This window comes from Nonomuraea zeae, assembly GCF_005889725.1.
GTDB lineage: Bacteria > Actinomycetota > Actinomycetes > Streptosporangiales > Streptosporangiaceae > Nonomuraea > Nonomuraea zeae.
In genome coordinates, this window is sequence record NZ_VCKX01000276.1 from 1 (window position 1) to 16,326 (window position 16,326).

14 protein-coding genes and 2 pseudogenes are annotated in these 16,326 nt (G+C 72.2%); 8 read left to right on the forward strand and 8 right to left on the reverse strand.

The annotated features are described in order from the left end of the window. Together ETD85_RS65135 and ETD85_RS67755 are read right to left on the reverse strand one after the other, a co-directional pair. Nucleotides 1-642, reverse strand: a pseudogene (locus ETD85_RS65135) (hypothetical protein); the annotation flags it as partial. A gap of 222 nt (nucleotides 643-864) precedes the next feature. Next, nucleotides 865-1,146, reverse strand: a pseudogene (locus tag ETD85_RS67755) (aromatic-ring hydroxylase C-terminal domain-containing protein); the annotation flags it as partial. A 44-nt stretch (nucleotides 1,147-1,190) separates the two neighbouring features. Here ETD85_RS67755 and ETD85_RS49465 point away from each other — a divergent pair. Next, nucleotides 1,191-1,589, forward strand: a complete 399-nt coding sequence (locus ETD85_RS49465) for a hypothetical protein (RefSeq protein ID WP_138696809.1) — start codon at nucleotides 1,191-1,193, stop codon at nucleotides 1,587-1,589. A 26-nt stretch (nucleotides 1,590-1,615) separates the two neighbouring features. Here the strand turns inward: ETD85_RS49465 and ETD85_RS49470 are convergent, their stop codons facing one another. Then, the gene (locus tag ETD85_RS49470) at nucleotides 1,616-2,764 is read right to left on the reverse strand and encodes an FAD-dependent oxidoreductase (protein WP_138696810.1); all 1,149 of its coding nucleotides are present in this window, start codon (nucleotides 2,762-2,764) and stop codon (nucleotides 1,616-1,618) included. A gap of 103 nt (nucleotides 2,765-2,867) precedes the next feature. On the opposite strand from ETD85_RS49470, the gene ETD85_RS49475 reads away from it, so the two are divergent. Beyond that, on the forward strand, nucleotides 2,868-3,482 hold the full coding sequence (locus ETD85_RS49475) for a TetR/AcrR family transcriptional regulator (RefSeq protein ID WP_138696811.1): 615 nt from the start codon (nucleotides 2,868-2,870) through the stop codon (nucleotides 3,480-3,482). Here the strand turns inward: ETD85_RS49475 and ETD85_RS49480 are convergent. After that, nucleotides 3,454-3,939 carry a hypothetical protein gene (locus ETD85_RS49480; RefSeq protein WP_138696812.1) on the reverse strand — a complete coding sequence of 162 codons (486 nt, stop codon included), beginning with the start codon at nucleotides 3,937-3,939 and terminating at the stop codon, nucleotides 3,454-3,456. The two genes, ETD85_RS49475 and ETD85_RS49480, sit on opposite strands and share 29 nt — an antisense overlap. A 185-nt stretch (nucleotides 3,940-4,124) precedes the next feature. Here ETD85_RS49480 and ETD85_RS49485 point away from each other — a divergent pair, with 185 nt between their 5' ends. Beyond that, complete coding sequence (locus ETD85_RS49485) at nucleotides 4,125-5,660, forward strand: long-chain-fatty-acid--CoA ligase (RefSeq protein ID WP_138696821.1); 1,536 nt, start codon at nucleotides 4,125-4,127, stop codon at nucleotides 5,658-5,660. A gap of 10 nt (nucleotides 5,661-5,670) precedes the next feature. Here ETD85_RS49485 and ETD85_RS49490 read toward each other — a convergent pair whose 3' ends face one another. After that, nucleotides 5,671-6,456: a helix-turn-helix transcriptional regulator gene (locus ETD85_RS49490; RefSeq protein ID WP_170247267.1), complete on the reverse strand. Its 786-nt coding sequence runs from the start codon at nucleotides 6,454-6,456 to the stop codon at nucleotides 5,671-5,673. Nucleotides 6,457-6,737: 281 nt separating this feature from the next. On the opposite strand from ETD85_RS49490, the gene ETD85_RS49495 reads away from it, so the two are divergent. Then, nucleotides 6,738-8,654, forward strand: a complete 1,917-nt coding sequence (locus ETD85_RS49495) for an FG-GAP-like repeat-containing protein (RefSeq protein ID WP_138696814.1) — start codon at nucleotides 6,738-6,740, stop codon at nucleotides 8,652-8,654. A gap of 154 nt (nucleotides 8,655-8,808) precedes the next feature. Here the strand turns inward: ETD85_RS49495 and ETD85_RS49500 are convergent, their stop codons facing one another. After that, on the reverse strand, nucleotides 8,809-9,714 hold the full coding sequence (locus tag ETD85_RS49500) for an alpha/beta hydrolase (protein ID WP_138696815.1): 906 nt from the start codon (nucleotides 9,712-9,714) through the stop codon (nucleotides 8,809-8,811). Nucleotides 9,715-9,807: 93 nt separating this feature from the next. Here ETD85_RS49500 and ETD85_RS49505 point away from each other — a divergent pair, with 93 nt between their 5' ends. Next, complete coding sequence (locus ETD85_RS49505) at nucleotides 9,808-10,233, forward strand: MarR family winged helix-turn-helix transcriptional regulator (RefSeq protein ID WP_138696816.1); 426 nt, start codon at nucleotides 9,808-9,810, stop codon at nucleotides 10,231-10,233. A 21-nt stretch (nucleotides 10,234-10,254) separates the two neighbouring features. Here the strand turns inward: ETD85_RS49505 and ETD85_RS49510 are convergent, their stop codons facing one another. Next, nucleotides 10,255-11,151, reverse strand: a complete 897-nt coding sequence (locus ETD85_RS49510; RefSeq protein WP_240779940.1) for an aminoglycoside phosphotransferase family protein — start codon at nucleotides 11,149-11,151, stop codon at nucleotides 10,255-10,257. 51 nt (nucleotides 11,152-11,202) lie between these two features. After that, nucleotides 11,203-12,048: an alpha/beta hydrolase gene (locus tag ETD85_RS49515; protein WP_138696818.1), complete on the reverse strand. Its 846-nt coding sequence runs from the start codon at nucleotides 12,046-12,048 to the stop codon at nucleotides 11,203-11,205. A gap of 141 nt (nucleotides 12,049-12,189) precedes the next feature. On the opposite strand from ETD85_RS49515, the gene ETD85_RS49520 reads away from it, so the two are divergent. From ETD85_RS49520 to ETD85_RS67105, 3 genes are all read left to right on the forward strand, one after another. After that, a complete protein-coding gene (locus ETD85_RS49520) occupies nucleotides 12,190-13,038 on the forward strand; it encodes a class I SAM-dependent methyltransferase (RefSeq protein ID WP_138696819.1) in 849 nt (282 codons plus the stop codon). Nucleotides 13,039-13,187: 149 nt separating this feature from the next. Continuing rightward, nucleotides 13,188-16,142, forward strand: a complete 2,955-nt coding sequence (locus tag ETD85_RS49525) for a helix-turn-helix transcriptional regulator (protein WP_138696820.1) — start codon at nucleotides 13,188-13,190, stop codon at nucleotides 16,140-16,142. A gap of 33 nt (nucleotides 16,143-16,175) precedes the next feature. Beyond that, nucleotides 16,176-16,307 (forward strand): hypothetical protein, encoded by a 132-nt coding sequence (locus tag ETD85_RS67105; RefSeq protein ID WP_276617391.1) that lies wholly within the window; start codon nucleotides 16,176-16,178, stop codon nucleotides 16,305-16,307. Nucleotides 16,308-16,326: the final 19 nt, after the last annotated feature.

Genomic DNA, 16,326 nt, shown 5'->3' on the forward strand with positions numbered 1-16,326 from the left:
GTTGGGGGTGTTGGGGGCTGGGAGATGGGAAAAGGAGGCGGGGGTGGGGGTGGGTTCTTCGGGCTCGGAGCCGCGATTGACGAAAGTCACCACGAGGACCGCTGCCCCCGCGATGACAGCCGCTGCCGCTATCGCGGCCGGGCGGCTCAGCCGTAATCGCCCGCCGCTCCCCGGCGCGGGGACCGGCGGCCGGCCGCCGCCCGCGAGGTCGCCGGACGGTGGCGGCGGCGCAGGCCCGGATGGCGTGGCCTCGCCGGCCGAGCGGGGCGCTTGTGACCCGACGGCGAGGTGCACGGTGCGAAGCTCCGCGGAGGTCGCGAGCCCGCCGGACGGATGGTCCACCGAGGTGTCCACCCGGATCGGGGAATCGCCTGCGTTCGCCGATCTGACCGCCAGATTCGCCCTTTCCCAGCGTTCGCGATAGGCGGCGGGGTCCGCATTACACGCTTTGGCGAACTCGACGGTGGTCTCCCAACTCGGGAGCCGATTACCCTTCGTGGCTTCGTGCAGCGTTGTGTGAGAAATCGCCCCCGACCGGCCGGACATCTCCCGGAAAGGCGGGTTGCCGACCGCATTGCGCAGTTCACGCAGGGTCGCCGCGAAGTCCTCGATTATCTCCGCCCGTGCACGCCTGTCGTCCACCGTGCGAAGGTAACAGCACTCACGGGCTTCACTCAACTCAAACGAGGACCCACGCGTAGCAAAGGGAGCCGAGCCCGCAGAAAGGCGTTTCCAGCGTCCTGAATCCGATCCTGCGCGTGCCAGAAAACTCGGCCACCCTATGCGACCTGCGACTATTCATGATTTACCCGCCGGGGCGGTCACGTCGTTTTCTCGAGAACCGGAAATTCTCCGTCGAGCCTCCTAACTCCCGGTCCGCTCATCCGCAGAGGCGCCGAACCACGTGGTCAGGGCATGGCGCAGTCCCTCATGTGCCTGAGTTGACGTTTCGCCGGATCCGGTCGCCCAGGCCACGTAGCCGTCCGGGCGGACCAGCAACGCGTCGGCGGGTGAAGCCTGCCGGTCGCTCTGCCCGGCGACCAGCCTCACCCGGTGTCCCCATCCGGATGCCGCGCCCACCAAAGCGGCGTCGCCGGTGAGATCCAGCAGTACGGGCCGGGCGTCGCACATGAGCCGGGCGACGCTGGTCGTGCCGTCGCACGAGCGTCGTCGACGACGTCCTGAGCTCCATGGACCAGCTCATCGCCTGGGGCCGCACGCAACCGCCGACCGCCGGGACCCGCGAGGAGATCTTGCGCCGCTACCTCACCGGCGCCGGTCGCCGCCTCCCGGCGGTCATGCAGTTCGCTCAGGCCAACCACGCGGGAGTGAGCGAGCTGGCGGTCGGCCACCGGGTCCTCGACCGGTTCAACACCCTCTGCGAGCTCCTCGCTCCGCCGCAGGCGGGTCCGGCGGAGCAGCTCAAGGCCCGGCTCGCCGTCATGGCGCTGCACATGGCCGGCGCCCCGCCGTTCCTGCTGCCCGCCTCGGTCGCGGAGATGACCGAGGACGAGAAGGCGGCCGCGGCACTGGGTGTCGCCTTCGAGCTGGTGTCCGGCCGCCACGCAGGCCACGGGCAGGCGCGCTGAGCCGCCGCTACCGCGCCGGGCGGAGCCTATGCGCCGGCTCTGGCATCACGCCCGATCTCGCCGGGGTCGGGCACGGACAGGAGCTGCTCGGCGCCGCCTTCGAGCAGCTGGGCCATCTCCGCCGAGCGCGGGAGCATCGACTTCTCGTAGCCGCGCACGGCGTCGCCGACGGTGGAGGAGCCGGCGAGTGCGAGCGCGAGCTCGGCGGCGTCGAGCATGGCGAGGTTGACGCCGACGCCCAGCGGGGGCATGAGGTGCGCGGCGTCTCCCAGGAGCGTCACGCTGGGCGAGTGCTCCCACGCGTGCGGCACCGGCAGGGCGAAGAGCGGACGATCGACGTACGGGCCGTCGTTGTCGGTGATCATCCGCAGCATCCGCGGCGACCAGGCCGCGTACTCGCTCAGCAGCCGCGCGCGGATGCCCTCGGTGTCGCCAGGGCGAAGCCCGTTCGCCGCGATCCAGTCCACGGGGACGCGCCGCATGATGTAGACGCGCATGTGGCCGCCGCTGTTGCGCTGCGCGAAAAGGCCGCGCTCGCCGTCGGCGGCATGGGCGCTGCCCCCTCCGGTCAGCTCGGAAAGCTCGGGGTGCGCGCTTTCCATATCGTCGAACCAGGCCTCCAGGAAGCCGACCCCGGTGTAGCGCGGCGTCGCGGGCGACACCGCCGTACGGACTCGGGAGAAGGCGCCGTCCGCGCCGATCACGAGATCCGCCTCGACAGCCGTCCCGTCGGCGAACGTCAGCGTTCGCGGCCCCTCGGGTGGTCCGCTCACCGCTTCGAGAGTGCGCCCCCACTGGACCGTCCCCTCAGCCAGTGAGCCCAGCAGGAGATCGCGGAGCTGCCCGCGGTCGATCTCGGGGCTGAGCGTCTCGCCCTCGTCCGGCAGATGGTGGGCGAGCACGCTCCCCGCCGGATCCAGCCGGCGCATTTCCTGCCCCTCGAACCTGGCCAGCGCGAAGAACTCCGCCAGCAGGCCGGCGGCACGGAGCGCGTGCTGGCCGTCCTCCTCGTGCAGGTCGAGCGAGCCGCCCTGGTTGCGGGAGCCGGCGTCCGGATCGCGGTCGTACACCGTCACCGGGATGCCGTGCCGCTGCAGGATGCGTGCGCACGTGAGGCCGCCGGGGCCGGCGCCGATGATGCTGATCCGCGCGTTCGCGGGCGTCGGAGAGTCCATGGTGGTTCCTTTCGTCGGTCGGAGACCACCAAAGCAGAAACGAGTACATAAGTGCAACTGTTCCAGTTTCTGCCTCGTTTCAGTTGTGGGGTACAGTGACGCCATGCCCGACTCTCCGGCCGTTGGCCGTCGCGAGCGCAAGAAGGCCGCGACGCGGCAGGCCATCGCCGACGCCGCAATGGAGCTCTTTCTGGAGCACGGCTTCGAACGAGCGAGCGTCCGCGACATCGCCGACAGGGCCGACGTGTCGACGACGACCCTCTTCGCGCACTTCCCGAGCAAGGAGGCGCTGGTCTTCGACCGCGAGGAGGACACCGAGGCGGAGCTGGTGGCCGCCGTCCGCGAACGGCCCGCAGGCCAGGACGTGGTCGAGGCGCTCCGCGTCCACGCGCTGAGGTCCTGGGTGTCGATCGAGTCGGACCCGCGTCACGACCGGTTCACCGCGCTGGTGGACGAGACGCCCGCGCTCCGCACGTACGCGGAACGCATGTGGATGCGGCATGCGATCACCCTCGGCACCGTGATCGCGGAAGAGCTCGGCCGGGAGCCGGACGACCCCGCCTGCTCGGCGCTCGCGCGGTTCGTCCTGCAGATCCCGACCATGGCCAAGGGGCGGCACGATCCGCGCACGGCGGTGGAGACCGCGTTCGACCTGCTGATCCACGGCTGGCGGTCACAGCACGATGCGGTCACCGGCGCCGAGGGGAGTCGGCGCTGACCGGGCGGCCCGGGGCCCGTCTCGTCACCGCCGCGTACGACCTGGTCATCTCCAGGAACAGCCCGATCACGAGGCCGCCGAGGACCCCGTGATACCACCGCCAGCCCACGCCGATGCCGACGAAGCCGTCCAGGATCATGATTCCGGCGCCGCCGCCGACGGCCGGCAGCATCCCGGCCAGCACGAGGAGCATGAGCGTTCTGGGCACCCTGCGCCCCAGCGCCGTGACCGTGATGACGGCGACGCACGCGCCCAGCACGCCGGACGCGGCCGCGAGCCACTGCGCGGTGGCCGCGTCCAGGAAATAGCCGCCGGTCTCGGCGGCGGACACGGGCGGGCCGCCCGGGAAGCCGAGCCGGGCCTGCAGGGCGAATGCGGCCTTCCCCGCGGCGTAGCCGAGGAACAGCGCCGCCACCGCGTAGGCCGGCCAGGCTCTCGGGCGATCAGAATCAACCATGCTGCGACCGTAGGAGCCGCGCGCCGGGAGTCACTCCCCAGAGCGAGGGAGGCGCCTCCCCTCAAGGGGGAGATCGCCGGTGGACGCGGCCCCGGGACGACACGTTCGTACAAGTCCTGCCCGGATCCTCAGGGAATCCTTGGGACGTACGAGGCATGTCCCCACATCCTGTGGAAAGGGTCGCGATGCTCAATCTGTCGATCATTCTCGAAGACAGCGCCCGCGAAGCTCCAGATCGCACCGCCCTGGTCTTCGGCGACCTGCGCCTGCCGTACTCCATGGTGGACTCCGTCGCGAACCAGGTGGCCAACCTCCTGGTGGCCCGGGGGGTCGGCAGGGGCGACAAGGTCGCGCTGCTCTGCCCGAACGTGCCCTATTTCCCCTTCGTCTACTTCGGCATCCTCAAGGCCGGGGCGACCGTCGTTCCGCTCAACGTGCTGCTGCAGCCGCGCGAGATCATCTATCACCTGACCGACAGCGACGCCAAGGCGCTCTTCTGCTTCGAGGGCTCCCCCGAGCTGCCCATGGGCGCGCGCGGGCGGGGGGCGTTCGACGCCGTCGAGGGCTGTGAGCACTTCTTCGTCCTGCCCGCCACCCCGCTGGCCACCGAGTCGGAGCACGGCGAGTCGTTCTGGGCGGCGCTGGACGGCATGTCCGGGGAGTTCGAGACGGTGCAGACCGAGCCGGGCGACACCGCGGCCATCCTCTACACCTCCGGCACCACCGGCCAGCCCAAGGGCGCCGTGCTGACCCACATGAACATGCTGACCAACACCATCGTCAGCAACGAGATGTTCCCCGCCGACCCCGACGGCGACGTCTCCTTCGCCGTGCTGCCGCTCTTCCACTCCTTCGGCCAGACCGCGGTCATGAACGTGAGCGTGCGCCGCCGCGCCACCCTCGTGCTCCAGCCGCGCTTCGAGCCCGGCGAGGCGCTGGAGCTCATGCGCAAGGAGAAGGTGACCATGTTCGCCGGGGTGCCGACGATGTTCTGGGCGCTGCTGTCGAAGATCCACGCCGACGGGGCCGAGGCGCCCACGACGCTGCGGGTGGCGGTGGCGGGCGGCGCCTCCTGCCCGGTCGAGGTGCTCAAGGATTTCGAGGCCACCTTCGGCATCCCGATCCTGGAGGGCTACGGCCTGTCGGAGACCTCCCCGGTGGCCAGCTTCAACCAGCTCAGGCGGCCCACCAAGCCCGGCACCATCGGCTTCCCCATCTGGGGCGTGCAGATGCGGCTGGTGGACGACGACTGGAACACCATCGAGGGCGAGGGCCCCGGCGAGATCGCCATCCGCGGGCACAACGTCATGAAGGGCTATTACGGGCGGCCCGAGGCCACCGACGAGGTCCTGCGGGACGGCTGGTTCCGCACCGGCGACATCGCCACCCGCGACGAGGACGGTTACTACGCCATCATCGACCGCACGAAGGACATGATCATCCGAGGCGGCTTCAACGTCTACCCGCGCGAGGTGGAGGAGGTGCTGATGACGCACCCGGCGGTCTCGCTGGTGGCGGTGGTCGGCGTGCCGCACGGCTCGCACGGCGAGGAGGTCAAGGCGTACGTCATCCCGGCGCCCGGCGCGCCGGCGGGCGCGGACGAGCTCGTCGCCTGGTGCAAGGAGAACATGGCGGCCTACAAGTACCCCCGGATCATCGAGTTCCGCGAGAGCCTGCCGATGACGGCGACCGGCAAGATCCTCAAGCGTGAGCTGCGCTGACAGCCCCGGCTCAGGGCACCCAGTCGATCGCGGCGGCCAGCTCGGATGGCGCGGTCCCGAAGGTGTTCCTGAAGGCCCGGGTGAAGTGCGGGCTGTCGGTGAACCCGGCGCTGTGCGCGGCCTCCGTCAGCGTCTCCCCCGCGGCGACCAGGCCGATGGCTTGCTGGAGGCGTAGCCAGCGCACATAAGGCCGCAGGGGGATCCCCACGTGCGCGCTGAACAGGTGCGCCAGCCAGCTCGGCGACAGGTGGACGGCGTCCGCCACCGTACGCAGCCGCACCGGCCCCCGCCTCAGCAGGGTGGGGATCACGGTGATCGCCGACTCCACGGCCGGGTGGAGCGGAACGCTGCCGGCGGCGCTGTGGCCGGTCCACCCCTCGACGGCCCGCAGGGCGGCCGCCGCCTCGGCTGAGTGCGCATGACCGACCGGCGGCTCCGCGAACATGAGCGGCCGTCTCCCCTTGCGGTCCCCCGGTCGCGGGCTCGTGTGCGCCGGCTCGGTCAGCGTATGGGCTGGAGCGCCGCGGGCCGGCGACCATTCCGGGGCCCTGGATCCCGTACCGGAGCGTGCGAGCAGGGACCGGCCCGGCGAGCTGCGGGGATCCAGGTGAACCAGCAGGGCCTCGTGAGCACCGGCGAGCACGGTGTGGCGGGTGTCGGGGGGAATGACGGCGAGGTGCGTGGTCAGCCGCTCGCCGTGGGCGTCGGCCATGGTGAAGGGCTCGGCGGAGACGATCAGCTGAACCGCGTGGTGTGCGTGCAGGGCGTTCCTGCCGACCGTCCCGCCGTACAGCATGAGACCGGGCCGGAGTAAACACCAGCCGCGCCAAGGATGCGACATCACCCGTCCTTTGCGGCACACGTTGAACGGCCTCGGCATTCACCTCGGTCGGAGCTATAGAGCGTATCCGGTCATGAGAAAGCGGGCCTTCCGCTCATGGGGCGGGCGGGCCATTTCCGCCCGCGCTGCCCGGCCGGTATGCGGCGGGTATATAAGCGCGGGTCCACGGCACGAATTCGTTGACAGTCCGAGCCGGCGGCTGGCGGAATGGGCCTTTTCTCTTTGGAAGGAAAGCCGTGCGTCTCGCCCGCCCTCTTGCCGCCGCCATGCTCGTGGTCGCCGCGTTAGCCGTCCCCCAGCCCGCGCAGGCGGCCGTGTTCAAACACCCTGGCGTCCTGGTCAGCCGCGCTCAGCTCGATTTCGTCCGGGCGAACCTCGACAAGGACCCGTGGAAGTCCGCCTGGAAGGGCCTGCAGAACAGCTCTTATGCTTCGCTGTCCTACGCGGCCAAGCCCCGCGCCGTCGTGGAGTGCGGCCCGGTGTCGAATCCCGACCACGGCTGCTCGGACGAGCGCAAGGACGCCATGGCGGCCTACACGCATGCCCTGCAGTGGTACCTCACGAAGGACTCCCGCTACGCCGAGAAGGCGATCCAGATCATGGACGCCTGGTCAGCCGTGATCACCGGCCACACCGGGAGCAACGCGCCGTTGCAGACCGGCTGGGCGGGCGCCAGCTTCTCCCGCGCCGCCGAGCTCATCAAGCACACCTACACCGGCTGGGCGAAGGCCGGCCGGTTCGCGGGCAAGCTCCGCGACGTGTATCTCCCGATCGTGATCGCCGGCAGGCCCAACGGCAACGGCAACTGGGAGCTGATCATGACGGATGCCGCCATCGGCATCGCCGTGCACCTCGACGACCGTGCCTCCTTCGACCGGGCGGTCGCGACCTGGCGCGGCCGGCTGCCCGCCTACATCTACCTCAAGACGGACGGCTCGCTGCCCAAGGCCCCGCCGGGCAGCACGTACAACACCAAGGCCGAGATCATCGACTACTGGCAGGGGCAGAGCACGTTCGTGGACGGGCTGACCCAGGAGACCTGCCGGGACTTCTGGCACACCGGATGGGGTCTGGCCGCCATCTCCCACGTCGCGGAGACGGCCGGTCATCAGGGCGTGGACCTGTACGCCGCGGCCAAGCACCGGCTGCGGCTCGCGATGGACTTCCACGCCCGCCTGCGGCTGGGCGCGGCGGTGCCGTCGTGGCTGTGCGGCGGAAAGGTCACCGCCGACCTCGGGGAGCACTTCGAGGTCGGCTACAACGCGCTGCACCAGCGGCTCGGGTACGACATTCCCTACGCCGCGCAGTGGGTCGAGCAGAGCCGCCCCGTCGGGGTGTCGCACTTCCTTGGCTGGGAGACCCTCACCCACGCGCAGAACCCGCAGGACGCCGGGATGGGTGGATCGGCCACCGCGGACTTCGACGCCGACGGCGTGGGCGACCTCTTCTCCGCCGCCACCGGGACGCTGACGGTCTGGAACGGCGAGGGCGGCAACAAGTTCGGCCCGGCCACCGCGATCGGCGGCAGCTGGACCGGGTTCAGCCGGCCGATCGCCGGCGACTTCAACGGCGACGGGATCAGCGACCTGCTCGCGGTCAAGAAGGACACCAACACCCTGCACGTCTGGAACGGCAAGGGCGCCAACAACTTCACCGCCGCCGCCGAGCTCGGCCCCGGCTGGGCCCCCTACTCCGCCACCCTCATGTCACTGGGTGACGTCAACGAAGACGGCCGTACCGACATCGGCGCCGTGCACGCCGACACCGGAGTGCTGACCATCTGGAACGGCAAGGGCGGCAACGCCTTCGGCTCGGGCACCACGGTCGGCGGCGGCTGGGCCGCCTTCAGCCGGCCGATCGCCGGCGACTTCAACGGCGACGGCATCGGCGACCTGCTCGCGGTCAAGAAGGACACCAGCACCCTGCACGTCTGGAACGGCAAGGGCGCCAGCAACTTCACCGCCGCTACCGAACTCGGCCCCGGCTGGGCCCCCTACGCCGGCACCCTCATGTCACTCGGAGACGTCAACGAAGACGGTCACACGGACATCGCCGCCGTCAGTGACGACAAGCTGTATCTCTGGAACGGCAGGGGCGGCAACAAATTCGGCGCGGGCACGGCCATCAGCTCCGGCTGGACACCGTATTTCTGAGCGCCTGAAGCTGTGATGTGGCGACAGGCGGATTCAGCTACGCGGACGCGCAGTTCTCCGCCACGTGGCCCGGAGCCGGGCGGCGGTGGCGGAGCTCCAATTGGAGTAGCGTGCTGCCGCTCATCGCCGGCCAGTCCCGTACACGTCAGGATGCTCAGCGCTCCGCGCGCGCCGCGTCGTGAGCCTGGGCGAGGAACCGCGCCGCGTCGTCGAGAGCCTGGCCGGCCTCGTCGACGAACCCTGACTGGTGCTGGAAGACATGCGGCAGCCCGCCCAGGATCTGCAGCGTCACGTCCACGTCGTCCGATCCCGCGCGGGCGGCCAGGCGGATCGCGTCGTCCAGCAGGAGCTCGTTCGAGCCGGCCTGGATGAGCAGCGGCGGCAGCCCGGTGAGGTCGGCGAGCGCGGGGCTGGCCGTCGGCGCGGACGGATCCTGCTGCCCCAGGTAGTGCCTGCGGTACTCCTCGATGTCGGAGCGGACGAAGATCGGATCGATCCCGTGCTTGCTCTCCATGCTCGCGCCGGTGAGCGTCAGGTCCGTCCACGGCGAGAACACCACGGCGGCGGCCGGCATCGGCAGTCCTTCGTCGCGCGCGGCCAGCAGCGTCGCGATCGCCAGCCCGCCGCCGGCCGAGTCACCGGCCAGGGCGATGTCATCCGGGTGCGCGCTGCGCTGGAGCAGCTCGCGGTAGGCCGCCAAACCGTCCTCGACCGCCGCGGGGAACGGGTGCTCGGGCGCGAGCCGGTAGTCGAGCGAGACGAGCCGCGTACGGGTGCGGCGGACGAGCTCGCCGGCCAGGGCGGCGTGTGTGCGCGGCGAGCCGACGACGTATCCGCCGCCGTGCAGGTACAGCAGCACCCTGTCCCCGGCCTGGCCGCCGGGGTCGAGCTCCAGCGCGGGACGGCCGCCGAGCGTGGCGTCGCGCACGGTGACGCCGTCCGGCGCCGGCGCGTTGAACATCTGCGCGAAACTCGCCCGCGCCTCGGCGACCGTGGCGTCCGGGGCCTTCGGCGCGCTGCGGAGCAGGGCGTCCAGGTCCCGGCGTTGGCTACGGCTCATCGTTGACCTCCAGGTCGGACCAGATAGATTCCTTGGAATGCACATCGCAACAAGATTCCGTGGAATCTAATTCCCACGGTCGGAGGAGGCCGCGTGACCGACGCAGGGCAGCTGTTCGTGGACCTCGTCCGCGTCGAGACGCGGCTGTGGAATGCCGTGGATGCCCGGCTGCAGGCCGAGCACGGGATCCGGCTGGGCCAGTACGACCTGATGACGGTGATCTCCAGCCGTCCCGGCTGCCGGGTCCTGGACATCGTGCACGAGGTCGCCATCACGGTCGGCGCCGCGAGCAAGTCGGTGGACCGGCTGGTGGCGGCCGGCTGGTGCCGTCGCGTGGCGAACCCGGCCGACGGCCGCTCGTCGTTCCTGGAGCTCACGCCCGCCGGAGCCGGCACGCTCGCCGGGGCGCGCGCGACCTACGAGGAGGAGATCGAACGCTGGACCTCGCGGCTGGTGCCGCCGGCCATGCTCCAGCAGATGGCGCAGGCGCTGCGGACGATCCGCACCGCCCTGGAATGAGCTTCTTGCCCGGGCGGCAGGCTAAGCCAGGATCTGCGCGAGCGCGTGCGAGGTCTGGCGGACCATGCCCGGGTTGGTCTCCCAGTAGTACGCCAGCCCGGAAACGGCCTGGTAAATGGTCCAGCCCCGGCCGCGCAGCCAGCCGGCGTCATCCACCTCCAGCTCGGCGCGGAAGCGCCGGCGGCTCTCACCGCTGAAGACGTTCCACGCGGGCTGCAGATCGCAGGCGGGGTCGCCGACGTTGAAGCCGCCGAAGTCGATGATCGCCGACAGGCGGCCGCCGGTGACCAGCAGGTTGCCCGGCAGCAGGTCGCCGTGCAGCCACGTCTCCGGCCCGTCCCAGGCGGGGGCGTCCAGCGCCTCCTGCCACGCGCGGAGGGTGGCCTTGCCGTCGATGCGGTCGCCGAGGTGGGCGACCGACCGGCGGACGAGCTCGTCCAGCTCGTCCAGCGGCCCGCCCCGGCTGCGCGCGGGCCGGGGATGCGCGCCGGCCGTGTCGATCCGGCGCAGCGCGGCGATGAAGGCGGCCAGGTCGGCGGCGGCCTGTTCGAGGTCGCCGATCGTGCCGTTGGCGTTCTCGCCGGGCAGCCATTCGTGCACCGCCCAGTTGAACGGGTAGCCGTCGGCGGGCCGCCCGAGCGCCAGCGGCACGGGTACGGCGAGCGGCAGGTTCGGCGCGATCCTCGGCAGCCAGTCGTGCTCTTTCAGCACCTGGTGGTCGGCCCACCCGCCTCGGGGCAGCCGGGCGACCAGCCGATCCCCGAGCCGGTAGATGTCGTTGTCCGTGCCGTAGGAGTCCACCGGCACGACCGGGAGATCCGCCCATTGCGCGAACTGTCCGGCCAGCAGGCGGCGTACCAGTGTGACGTCGGTGTCCGTCTGGTCCCTGTGCATCTTGATCGCAACCACGACCGCCATCGTCGACCGGCCGGCACAGCGGCCGCAACCGGGTTTCCCCCGGCCGGGGGCTCAGGCCAGGCGGGCGAGGATCGCCGCCACCTCCGCCCCTTTCAGGATGAACCCGGCGTGGCTCGACTCGACGCTGTGCACGTCGAACGGGTTGCCCGGGGTCAGCTCGTCGGCCTCGGCGATCATCCGGTCCTGGAAGGCCACCGGTGTCGTACGGTCCTCGGTCAGCCGGATGTAGGTGCGCGGGATGGTGCCCCAGGTCGCCGCGTCCACCCTGGCGTCGGCGGTGAGCACCGCCATCGAGGAGTCCGGCTGCAGGGTGTTGAGGAAGACCCGGAACTGGTCGTCCGTCGCGTCGGCCATGAACAGGTGCCTGGCGTCGGCGAGGAAGCCCGGATCGGCCGCCCGCCAGTTCACGCGGACGGCCCCGAGCGCGGCGGGGTCGCCGACGGGCGGCACGGTGACGGTCATCTGCGCGGCGAACTCGGGCTCCCCGAGATAGTCGGCCAGGCTCGGCAGTTTCACGCAGCACCACGCCGACAGGTAGACGATCCGGCTGATCAGATCGGGTACGGCGTTGCCCACGCGGCTGATGGTCAGGCCGCCGAGGCTGGCGCCGACCAGGATCACCGGGCCGTGCTCCGCAACCCGGCGGACGATGCCGGCGACATGGTCCACGTTGTCCTGGAGGGTGACCGCGGCCAGCCTGGACGGCTCGGCGGCCAGCGCGTGGAGATCCTGGGGCGCCTGGTAGGAGGTGGGGTACTGGGCGTCGAAGCCGTGGCCGGGCAGATCGACGGCGAGCGTACGGTGGCCGAGCAGCGCGAGCTCGCGCATCAGCGGCGTCCACAGGAAGGAGTTGCTTCCCGAGCCGTGGACGAAGACGTAGGTCGGATTGGCGGACATCAGGTTTCTCTCTGAATGATGAGGCAGGTCAAGGCGCCGGAGATCCTTGTGATCAATCTATCGGGAGCGGTCGAGAAGGGCAGAATGCAGCGACGGCCACGGAGATCGGCGGCCTGCACCGGCCCATGGAGGGGGATCGACATGCCTGACGGATGGGAGTGGGACAGCACGCTGTTCCAGGGCAGCGCGGCCTATTACGAGCGCGGCCGGCTGCCGTACGCCCGGGGCTTCGCCGAACGGCTGGCCGCCGAGCTCGGTCTGGACGGCCGGGGCCGGCTCCTGGACGTCGGCTGCGGGCCGGGGATCGTGACGCTCGACCTGGCGCGGTTCTTCGCCGAGGCGGTCGGCATCGACCCCGACGAGGACATGCTGGCCGAGGCGGAGCGGCGGGCCAGGCGTCGCGGGGTGACCAACGCGCGCTGGGTGACGGCCCGCGCCGAGGACCTGCCGGCCGGTCTGGGCGAGTTCCGGGTCGTGGTGTTCGCCCAGTCGTTCCACTGGACGGATCGGGACCGCGTGGCCGGGAGCGTGCGGGAGATGCTGGTGCCGGGCGGCGTGTTCGCCCACATCAGCGACCTGAAGGAGCCGCCCGCCGAACCGGCGCCGCCGCCGCTGCTCGCTCCCCCGTACGCGCGGATCGGCGACCTGGTGCGCCGGTACCTGGGCCCGGTGCGCCGCGCGGGGCAGGGCCTGCTCGTCAACGGCACGCCGGGCGGGGAGGGCCTCGTCCTGGCCAGGGCCGGGTTCGAGGGCTTCGAACGGCTGGTCGTACCGGCCGGGGAAGTGGTCGAGCGCACCGTGGACGACCTCGTGGCCTGGGCGTTCTCGCGCTCCGACTCGGCCCCTCACCTGTTCGGCGACCGGCTGGCCGACTTCGAACGGGACCTGCGCGCGATGCTGCGGCAGTCCTCCCCTGACGGCCGCTTCGCGGAGCGGCTTCCGGCAACCGAGATCATGCTCTGGCGCAGGCCGCCCGGCCGCGCTCGATGACCGGCTCTCCCCCGGCGCCTGGACGATCGTCCTCCGGACCAGTTCCCTCCCGTCTGGCGTACTTGCTGTATGAATGATCGCAACTGTGGTGGTTCAGGGCTTCGAGTCCATCTTGTGGGGCTCTGAACCAGGCGAGGGAGGCGGGCCAGATGGCGGAACGGGCGATCTCTCCGGTCCTGGTCGGGCGCGAGGAGGAGCTGGATCGCCTGGTCGCCGCGGTGAGCCGGCCGCCCGCCGTCGTGGTGCTGGAGGGCGAGGCCGGCATCGGGAAGAGCCGGCTGCTGGCGGAGATGGCGTCGCGTCCCGAGCTGGCGGGCCGGCTGCTGCTCGGCGGGGGCGCGCGGCGGATCAGGGAGCCGTTCCCGCTGGGCCCCCTGGTGGAGGCGCTGCGCGGCACGGGCGAGCCGCTGGCGCGGGCCGAGCTGTCGCCGGTCGCGGGCGCGCTGCGCGGGCTGCTGCCGGAGCTGGCGGCCGTGCTGCCGCCCGCTCTGGAGCCGCTGGACGACCGGGCGGCCGAGCGCCACCGGCTGTTCCGCGCTCTCATCGAGGTGCTGGGCGCGCTCGGCCCGGTGGTGCTGGTCGTGGAGGACCTGCACTGGGCCGACGAGCAGACCGTCGAGTTCCTCGCGTACGCGCTGGCGGTCCTGCCGGCCCCGATGTCGGTGGTGCTCACCTATCGCGGCGAGGAGGCCGGCGCGCTGGTACGGGAGGCGACGGGCCGCCCGGCGGACGCCGTCCTCCACGAGCACATCCTGCTGCGGCCCCTGGACGCGGCGCAGACCGGCGAGCTCGCCGCCGCGATCCTCGGCGAGGCGGGCGTGACCGCGGACTTCGGGGCGCACCTGCACGAGCTGTCGTCGGGGCTGCCGCTCGCCGTACAGGAGCTGATGGCGCTGCTGCGCCAGCGGGGCGCGCTGATCAGGCTGCGCAGCGGGCGGTGGGCGCGCAAGGCGGTGGCCGAGCTCGACGTGCCGCCGGGCGTGCGCGACTCGGTGCGCGAACGGGTGGCGCGGTTACCCGGGACGGCGCGGGCCGTGGCCGAGGCGGCGGCGGTGCTCCAGGTGCCGGTGCGGCTGGAGGCGCTGGCCCAGGTGAGCGGGCTGCCGAAGGCCGAGGCCGTGGCCGGGGTGGACGAGCTGCTGGTCTCCGGCCTGCTGGCCGAGCAGGCGGGGTCGGTGGCCTTCCGGCACGTGCTGACCGCCCAGGCGGTGTACGGCGGGATCCCGCTCGGGCGCCGGCAGGAGCTCCACGCCCGCGCGGCCCTGGCCGTGCGGGCGGTCGAGCCGGTGCCGCTCGGCCAGGAGGCCCACCACCTGCGCCAGGCCGGCCGGCTGACGGACTGGGTGGAGGCCGCCGACCGGGCCGCCGAGCAGGCCACGCAGCTCGGTGACGACGCCGAGGCCGTCCGGATCCTGGAGGACGTGCTGCGCGAGGCGCCGCTCGCGCCGGAGCGCCGCGGCCTGCTGGCGGTCCGGCTCGGCTGGGCCGCCGCGCAGGTCCTGCACCCGCCGGCGGTGATCGACCTGCTGTCGCGGGCGCTGGAGTCGGAGCAGCCCGGGCCCCTGCGAGGCCAGCTGCACTTCCTGATCGGCCTGCTCCAGGAGCGGCTCGGCGGCGACTCCGGCGAGCAGCGCCGCACCTTCGCCGCGGCCGTGGACGACCTGGGCGACCGGCCCGCGCTCGCGGTGTGGGTGATGGCGTCGCTGGGCCGGCCGATGGACGCGAACGTGCCGCTGGCCGAGCACCTCGTCTGGCTCGACCGGGCCCTGGACTCGGTGCCCGCCATGGGCGACCCGGTCGAGGAGGTCTTCGTCCTCGGCAAGATCGCGACCTCCCTGGCGGGTTACGGCGATCCGCGCTGGGTGGAGCTGACCGAGGAGGTCCGCCGCAGGACCGGCGGGCGCCCGCAGCACCGCCAGGAGGTGGGCGCCTACCGATCCATCGCCGAGAACGCCACCTTCGCTGGAGCTTATGTCGCCGCCGAGCAGTTGCTGGGCGCCGCGATCCGGGGCGCGGAGGGCGAGGAGTCGTCGCGCGAGCCGCTGGCCCGCTGCCGGCTGGTCGCGGTGCTGCTGGCCTGCTGCCGCGGTGACTGGGACGGCTTGGAGCAGGACACCGCGCTGCTCCTCGACGAGTACAGCGGGCGGCCGTTCGACCGGCTGTCCGCCGAGACGGTGTCCGCCTGCCTGGCCCTGGCGCGTGGCGAGCTCGACACGGCCCGCCGTGAGCTGCCCGACGTCGCGGGCCGGGCGCTGGACCTGGGCACGTACGAGCTGCTTCCGCTGTCGGCCGCCGGGCTGCTCCGGCTGTCCACCGCGAGCGGGGAGGCCGAGGCCGCGCTCGCGGCGACGGCGGCCGCGGTCGCCGTGTGGGAGACCAAGGGGCTCTGGCCGCTGGCGGTGCGCGCGCTGCCCGCGCTGGCCGAGGCGCTGGCGGCGGCGGGCCGGCGGGACGAGGGGGCCGCCCTGGTGGACCGGCTGTCCGCGCGGCTCGGCGGCCTGGACGCGCCCATGGCGCCGGCCGCGCTGGCGCACGCCCGCGGGCACCTGGCCCCCGAGCGTTCTCTCGCCGCCGCGGACCACTTTCTCGCCGCCGCGGACGGATACGACCTGCTGGGTGCGCCGTACGAGGCCGGCCAGGCCCGCGAGCTGGCGGCGGGACGGCTGTTCGCGGCGGGCGACCCGCGTGGCGAGGAGCCGTTGCAGGCGGCGATCACCGCCTTCCGCGAACTGGGCGCGCGCTGGGACCTGGACCGCGCCGCGCAGCTGGCCCGCAGGCACGGGGTCACGGTGCGGGGCCGCTACCCCGGCGGCCCGCAGGGCTACGGCGCGGACCTGTCGCCCCGGGAGCGGGAGATCGCCGAGATGGCCGCCGCCGGGCTGACCAACCGGGAGATCGGCCAGCAGCTGTTCGTCTCCCCCAGGACGGTGGAGAAACACCTCGGCGCCGCGCTGCGCAAGCTCGGCCTGCGCTCCCGCGTCGCCCTCGGCGCGCACCTCGGCACCGAGCACCGCGGCACCCCGCCCGGCGCGCACCTCGGGGTCGAGCACCCCCGTAGTGCCCCACCCGCCGCGGAGCCCCCGAATGGGGTGTCCTACCCATAGTCCCCCATGGGCCGCACGGACGACGCTGATGGCATGTCCGAAACCGACTCCGCAGATGGCGGCCCGGCCGACGCCGACGCCGATGAGAGAGGACCCGCGGCCACCCCGGACAAGCCGGTCATCGAGCCGCTCGACGACGCCCCCGAGGGCTTCGAGCCGGTCTGATCCTCCCCCCGCCCGGTCT